Source organism: Acidithiobacillus sp. TH-A35, assembly GCF_057473505.1.
The window spans coordinates 1-4,676 of sequence record NZ_JBYCKR010000087.1 but is presented as its reverse complement, the minus strand read 5'-3'; the positions used below and the strand labels follow the sequence as shown (position 1 = coordinate 4,676).

Sequence of the window (4,676 nt, the reverse complement as noted above, 5' to 3'; positions counted from 1 at the left end):
TGGGCGATGGCGGCACGCATGGCGTCCACTGCGGCACCATCGCCGAGTTCCTTTTCACCCCGGCCGATCCAACCGCTGGCGGCGCGGGCCGCAGATTCAGTGACGGGAAGCAGGGACAGTGCGAGATTACCTATGGAGGCCATGCGATTCTTTTCCTTCAGTGACGGATTCAGTGGGGGACGTAATCCTTTTTAGGATAAATCAAAGGGCCGCATTTGGGAACTCGGCGGGCGCTTCGAGCCGGCGCACCCAACTTGGATGCAATTGCGGGTCGAGGGTGGCGCGTATGGAACGCGGTTGCTGATCGATTGCCGGTGTCATAGACGGGGTCTCCGGTGTGCGTCTTAAGTCTCTGGTCCCGGGTCTGGGGCCAGCCGGGGCTGGACATCCAGCGCGATCACCTGGGCGGGGCGCCGCCTTTTTTCGGCGGACTTTTTGATGGCGTTGTTCAAGGCCTGATGAAATTCCATGGGCATGCGCCGCAGTATCTCTTCTCCTTCCGGGCTGAAAAGATCCATCTGGCAAGTCACACCCTCATGCAGGTCTTCCCGGGACCGGGGATCGAAGTGGTGCCAGACGCTCACGGCGACCCGTCCGCCGATGTAGTCGCAGAACACCCATTCCCGCTCCAGCAGGATGGCCATGATCGAGACGTAGCGCAGGGGGATGAAAACGGGGCCAGTGGCGGCGTGCTGCAGAATGAGGGCCTGATTGTAGATCCAGGCGGGGACCAGGCCGGGCCGCGTCTGCCAGACCGGGGGGCGCCGGCAATCGGAGTCTTTGATCATGCGTCACCCACGCCAGCGTCACGATGATATAATCCCACCCATGTTCTCCCGCTCAATGTCGTAACCTATGCCGCGCATCCATTTATACGCTGATTCGAACCTTCCAGAAAGCGGACCTTTTCTGCTCCCGGCAGGCCCCAGCCATCATCTGCTCAAGGTGCTGCGTGCGCGCAATGGGCAGCCGCTGACCTTGTTCAACGGCGATGGTGCTGTCTATCGCGCCATTCTGGCCGGGGTGTCTTCGGGGGCGGCCATGCTGGAGGTTGTCGAGCGCTGCCCGCGGGTGACGCGCTCCCCCTTGGCTATTCAGGTCTTTTTGCCCCTGACCCGGGGGGAGCGCTGGGACTGGAGTTTACAGAAGGCGGTAGAACTCGGGGTGCAGCGGATTCAGCCGGTGGCCTGCCGCCACGGGATGGTGCAATTGAGTGAAGCTCGCGGGGGAAAGCGTCTGGCGCGCTGGCGGGACATGGTTATTGCCGCCTGTGAGCAAAGTGGCGCCACGACGATTCCGGAGTTGGCCCCGCCTCTGGCACTGGAAGCGGCCTGGGGGGCCGTGCGCGGGACGCCCTTGGTCTTGGACCCGGAGGGCAGCGCACGTTTTGTCAGCCTAAAGGACCATCCGGGGCCGGAGATTACCTTGCTCAGTGGCCCCGAGGGTGGGCTGGCAGCGGAGGAGGTAGGCGCCGCGCAGGCCCACGGCTTTCGCTTGTTGCGCATGGGACCGCGCATCCTGCGCGCGGAGACCGCCGCCATCGCCGCTATCGCCGTCGCCCAGGCGCTGTGGGGCGATCTCTGATTCGTCCCGGTCAGAGCCAGCCCGTCTTCTTGAAGTGCCGATAAAGGTAAACGGCGCAACTGGCCATGATGAGCAAAGCCAGCGGGTAACCGAACTTCCAGTGTAATTCCGGCATGTACTTAAAGTTCATGCCCCAGATACCCGTAAAAATGGTGGTGAGCACCAGGATGGCACCCCAGGCGGCGAGTTTTTTGTTGACCTCCCCGTGGTCAATGGTGATGAGGGAGAGATTCACCTGAATGGCGGTGGAAATGGTGTCGCGCATGGAATCCAACTGGCTGTTGAGCAGCATGATGTGATCATGGACATCACGGAAGTAGTTTTCGGCACCGCCCACCAGCGCCGGAACCCGGCCCCCGTAGAGTTTGCTGAAACCATCGGCCAGGGGCAGGAGGGCGTGACGCAGCATGTTGACCTTGTATTTAATATCGTAGAGCCGCTCCATGTTTTTGCGGGTTTCCTGATTATGAAACATGGCGGTTTCCAGTTGTTCCAGTTCATCATCCAGGACATCTACTACGGGAAAGAAGAGATCCACAACGGCGTCCGAAAGGGCATACATCACATAGACAGAGCCATATTTGAGCAGATGCGGTTCCCGTTCCGCGCGTTCGCGCACCCCCAGCAAGGTCTGTTCGCAGTTCTGGCGCACCGAAAGCACGAAATCGGGTCCGACAAAAATGCTGATCTGACCGATATGCACCTCCTCGCCATGGTAGGCAGGCACTTGCAGGTAGACAAAAAGGTGCTCGTCATACTCCTCGACCTTGGGCCGCTGCATCCCGTTAAAGATATCCTCTACAGCCAGTTCATGCAGCCCGAACTGCTTCTGCATGGCGCGCAATTCTTCTTCGCTGGCGTCTTGCAGCGCCACCCAGACAAAGTTACCGGGCTGGTGTAAGTGCACCGAAATCTCTTCGAGAGGAATATCCGCTTGTTTGCGGCCATCGTTATACACTACGCAGTTGATGAGCATCAGTTCAGTCCTCAGATGGGAATGATCTGCCTTAAAAAACCGGCCGGAGATATAAGCCCTGTCTCCGGCAGAAAGTGAGCCGCCGACGGGTATTGACGACCCCATGATACTACGCTTCAGACCTGCGGTTACACCCGTGCCCCGCACAGAAGCCCCCATCGGAATAGTCAGCTTGCGGTGGTTGACAGGGCGGGCGGCAGGATAGACCATCGAACCTGATTAATTTCGGGAATCTCAGCATGGACATTTTGTTAGCGAATCCGCGTGGTTTTTGCGCCGGGGTCAATCGGGCGATTCAGATTGTCGATCGCGCCCTGGAGCTTTTTGGTGCGCCCATCTATGTGCGTCATGAGGTCGTTCATAACCGTCATGTCGTCGAAGACCTGCGCGCTCGTGGTGCCATCTTCGTCGAAGAGCTGGATGAAGTGCCGGACGCGGCGACGGTGATTTTCAGCGCCCATGGGGTACCCATTGCCGTTCGTCAGAATGCGGCGGCGCGGGGCCTGAGCGTGTTTGATGCCACCTGTCCACTGGTGACCAAGGTGCATATGGAGGTCAAGAAATACAGCCGGGACGGCATGGAGATGGTGCTCATCGGTCACGCCGGACATCCGGAGGTGGAGGGCACCATGGGTCAGGTTGAGGAGGGCATGATGTATCTGGTCTCCAATGTCGCCGATGTGGCGACCCTGGCGCCCCGCAACCCGGAGAAGCTCGCTTACATCACCCAGACGACCCTGAGCATGGACGATACCGCTGAGGTGATTGTTGCCTTGCGTGCGCGTTTTCCGCTGATTGAAGGACCGAAGAAGGACGACATTTGTTACGCGACCCAGAACCGTCAGGATGCGGTGAAATCGCTGGCACCCGACGTGGATATTTTGCTGGTGGTGGGTGCGCCGAACAGCTCCAATTCCAGCCGTTTAGCGGAATTGGGTACCCGGCTGGGGACACCGACCCATCTTATTGAAGATGCCCAACAGTTAAACCGTGAATGGTTTGACGGTGTAGAGAAAATCGGTATCAGTGCCGGAGCCTCGGCGCCAGAAAGCCTGGTGCAAGGGATTATCGACACCCTCCTGAGCTGGGGTGCGAGGATTCCGAAAGAGACGCCCGGTGTAGAGGAGAAGGTCACTTTCAGTTTGCCATTGGCGCTGGTGCAGGCACAGACGCGGCGGGAAAACGCCTGACGTTTTTTGTTTCCCGCCTCCGGGCGGGCTTGCGTAAGCTACCGCCGATTCTCGAGGTGGTCGGGTGTGCCTAGCCCGATGAGTTCCTCGGCCTGAAGGAGGCGCGGAGCCGACTCTACGGGTTCCATGCCGGGAATCTCTTTATTTTCCGGGGCGGCTTTGAGGTCGCGGAATTTGCGCGCAGAGACCAGTACCCGGCTTTCCAGCGATCCTGTCGCGTTGTTGTAGGCCTCCACCGCCTGCCCCAGTCCCTTGCCCACCCGCGCCCAGTGCCCTGCCAGGATGCTCAGGCGGTCATAGAGCTCTTTCCCGAGGTCGCTGATCGCCCGGGCGTTCTCGGCCAACGACTCCTGCCGCCAGCCATAGGCCACCGCCCGCAGCAGGGCGATGAGCGTGGTGGGGCTGGCGACGATCACCTTCTGCTCCACCCCGTATTCGATGAGCGACGGATCTTCCTGGAGGGCGGCGCTGAAAAACACTTCGCCGGGTACAAAAAGGACGACGAACTCCGGGGTCGGCTGGAACTGTTCCCAGTAGGATTTTTTGCTGAGCTGGGTCATGTGGGTGCGTAATTCGCTGGCATGCTTGTGCAGAAAATGGGCACGCTTTTGTTCATCTTCCGTTTCCATGGCCTCCAGGTAGGCGTTCAGAGGCGCCTTGGCATCGACGACGATGCGCTTGCCGCCGGGTAGTCGTACCACGAGATCGGGGCGCTGCTGGCCGTTATCGGTGGCAACGCTCTCCTGCTCAGTGAAGTCGCAATAAGCCAGCATGCCCGCCATTTCGACGACGCGCTTGAGCTGCATTTCGCCCCAGCGACCTCGGGCGGCGGGCTGGCGCAGCGCCTTTACCAGCGCGGCGGTCTCCTGATGCAGGCGCGGCAGGTGGTCCTGGACGAGACCGCGAATTTGCTCGTTGAGGGCGCT

Annotated in this window: 6 protein-coding genes; 2 read left to right on the top strand and 4 right to left on the bottom strand. The window is 60.0% G+C overall.

The window, feature by feature from the left end; translation table 11 throughout:
• On the bottom strand, positions 1 to 143 hold a 143-nt coding region (locus tag AC2VNK_RS03355), incomplete at its 3' end, for a fructose-bisphosphatase class II (RefSeq protein ID WP_486882793.1).
• Between the two features lie 201 nt (positions 144 to 344).
• Entirely contained in the window at positions 345 to 788 is a 444-nt protein-coding gene (locus AC2VNK_RS03350) for a hypothetical protein (RefSeq protein ID WP_291524650.1), read from the bottom strand.
• A 67-nt stretch (positions 789 to 855) separates the two neighbouring features.
• Between AC2VNK_RS03350 and AC2VNK_RS03345 the strand changes: the two genes are divergently transcribed.
• Positions 856 to 1,584, top strand: a complete 729-nt coding sequence (locus tag AC2VNK_RS03345) for a 16S rRNA (uracil(1498)-N(3))-methyltransferase (RefSeq protein ID WP_486882792.1) — start codon at positions 856 to 858, stop codon at positions 1,582 to 1,584.
• Positions 1,585 to 1,594: 10 nt separating this feature from the next.
• On the opposite strand, the gene corA is transcribed toward AC2VNK_RS03345, so the two are convergent.
• Positions 1,595 to 2,560, bottom strand: coding sequence for a magnesium/cobalt transporter CorA (gene corA, locus AC2VNK_RS03340; RefSeq protein WP_291524647.1), 966 nt, complete (start codon positions 2,558 to 2,560; stop codon positions 1,595 to 1,597).
• Between the two features lie 239 nt (positions 2,561 to 2,799).
• On the opposite strand from corA, the gene ispH reads away from it, so the two are divergent.
• Positions 2,800 to 3,750 carry a 4-hydroxy-3-methylbut-2-enyl diphosphate reductase gene (gene ispH / locus AC2VNK_RS03335; protein WP_486882791.1) on the top strand — a complete coding sequence of 317 codons (951 nt, stop codon included), beginning with the start codon at positions 2,800 to 2,802 and terminating at the stop codon, positions 3,748 to 3,750.
• A gap of 38 nt (positions 3,751 to 3,788) precedes the next feature.
• Here the strand turns inward: ispH and AC2VNK_RS03330 are convergent.
• On the bottom strand, positions 3,789 to 4,676 hold an 888-nt coding region (locus AC2VNK_RS03330), incomplete at its 5' end, for a DNA recombination protein RmuC (protein WP_486882790.1).

What these genes read in the sequence shown, in the direction of transcription:
- AC2VNK_RS03350 (WP_291524650.1), bottom strand. Translation starts at nt 788, where the DNA reads ATGATCAAAGACTCCGATTGCCGGCGCCCCCCGGTCTGGCAGACGCGG.
- ispH (WP_486882791.1), top strand. Translation starts at nt 2,800, where the DNA reads ATGGACATTTTGTTAGCGAATCCGCGTGGTTTTTGCGCCGGGGTCAAT.
- AC2VNK_RS03345 (WP_486882792.1), top strand. Translation starts at nt 856, where the DNA reads ATGCCGCGCATCCATTTATACGCTGATTCGAACCTTCCAGAAAGCGGA.
- corA (WP_291524647.1), bottom strand. Translation starts at nt 2,560, where the DNA reads ATGCTCATCAACTGCGTAGTGTATAACGATGGCCGCAAACAAGCGGAT.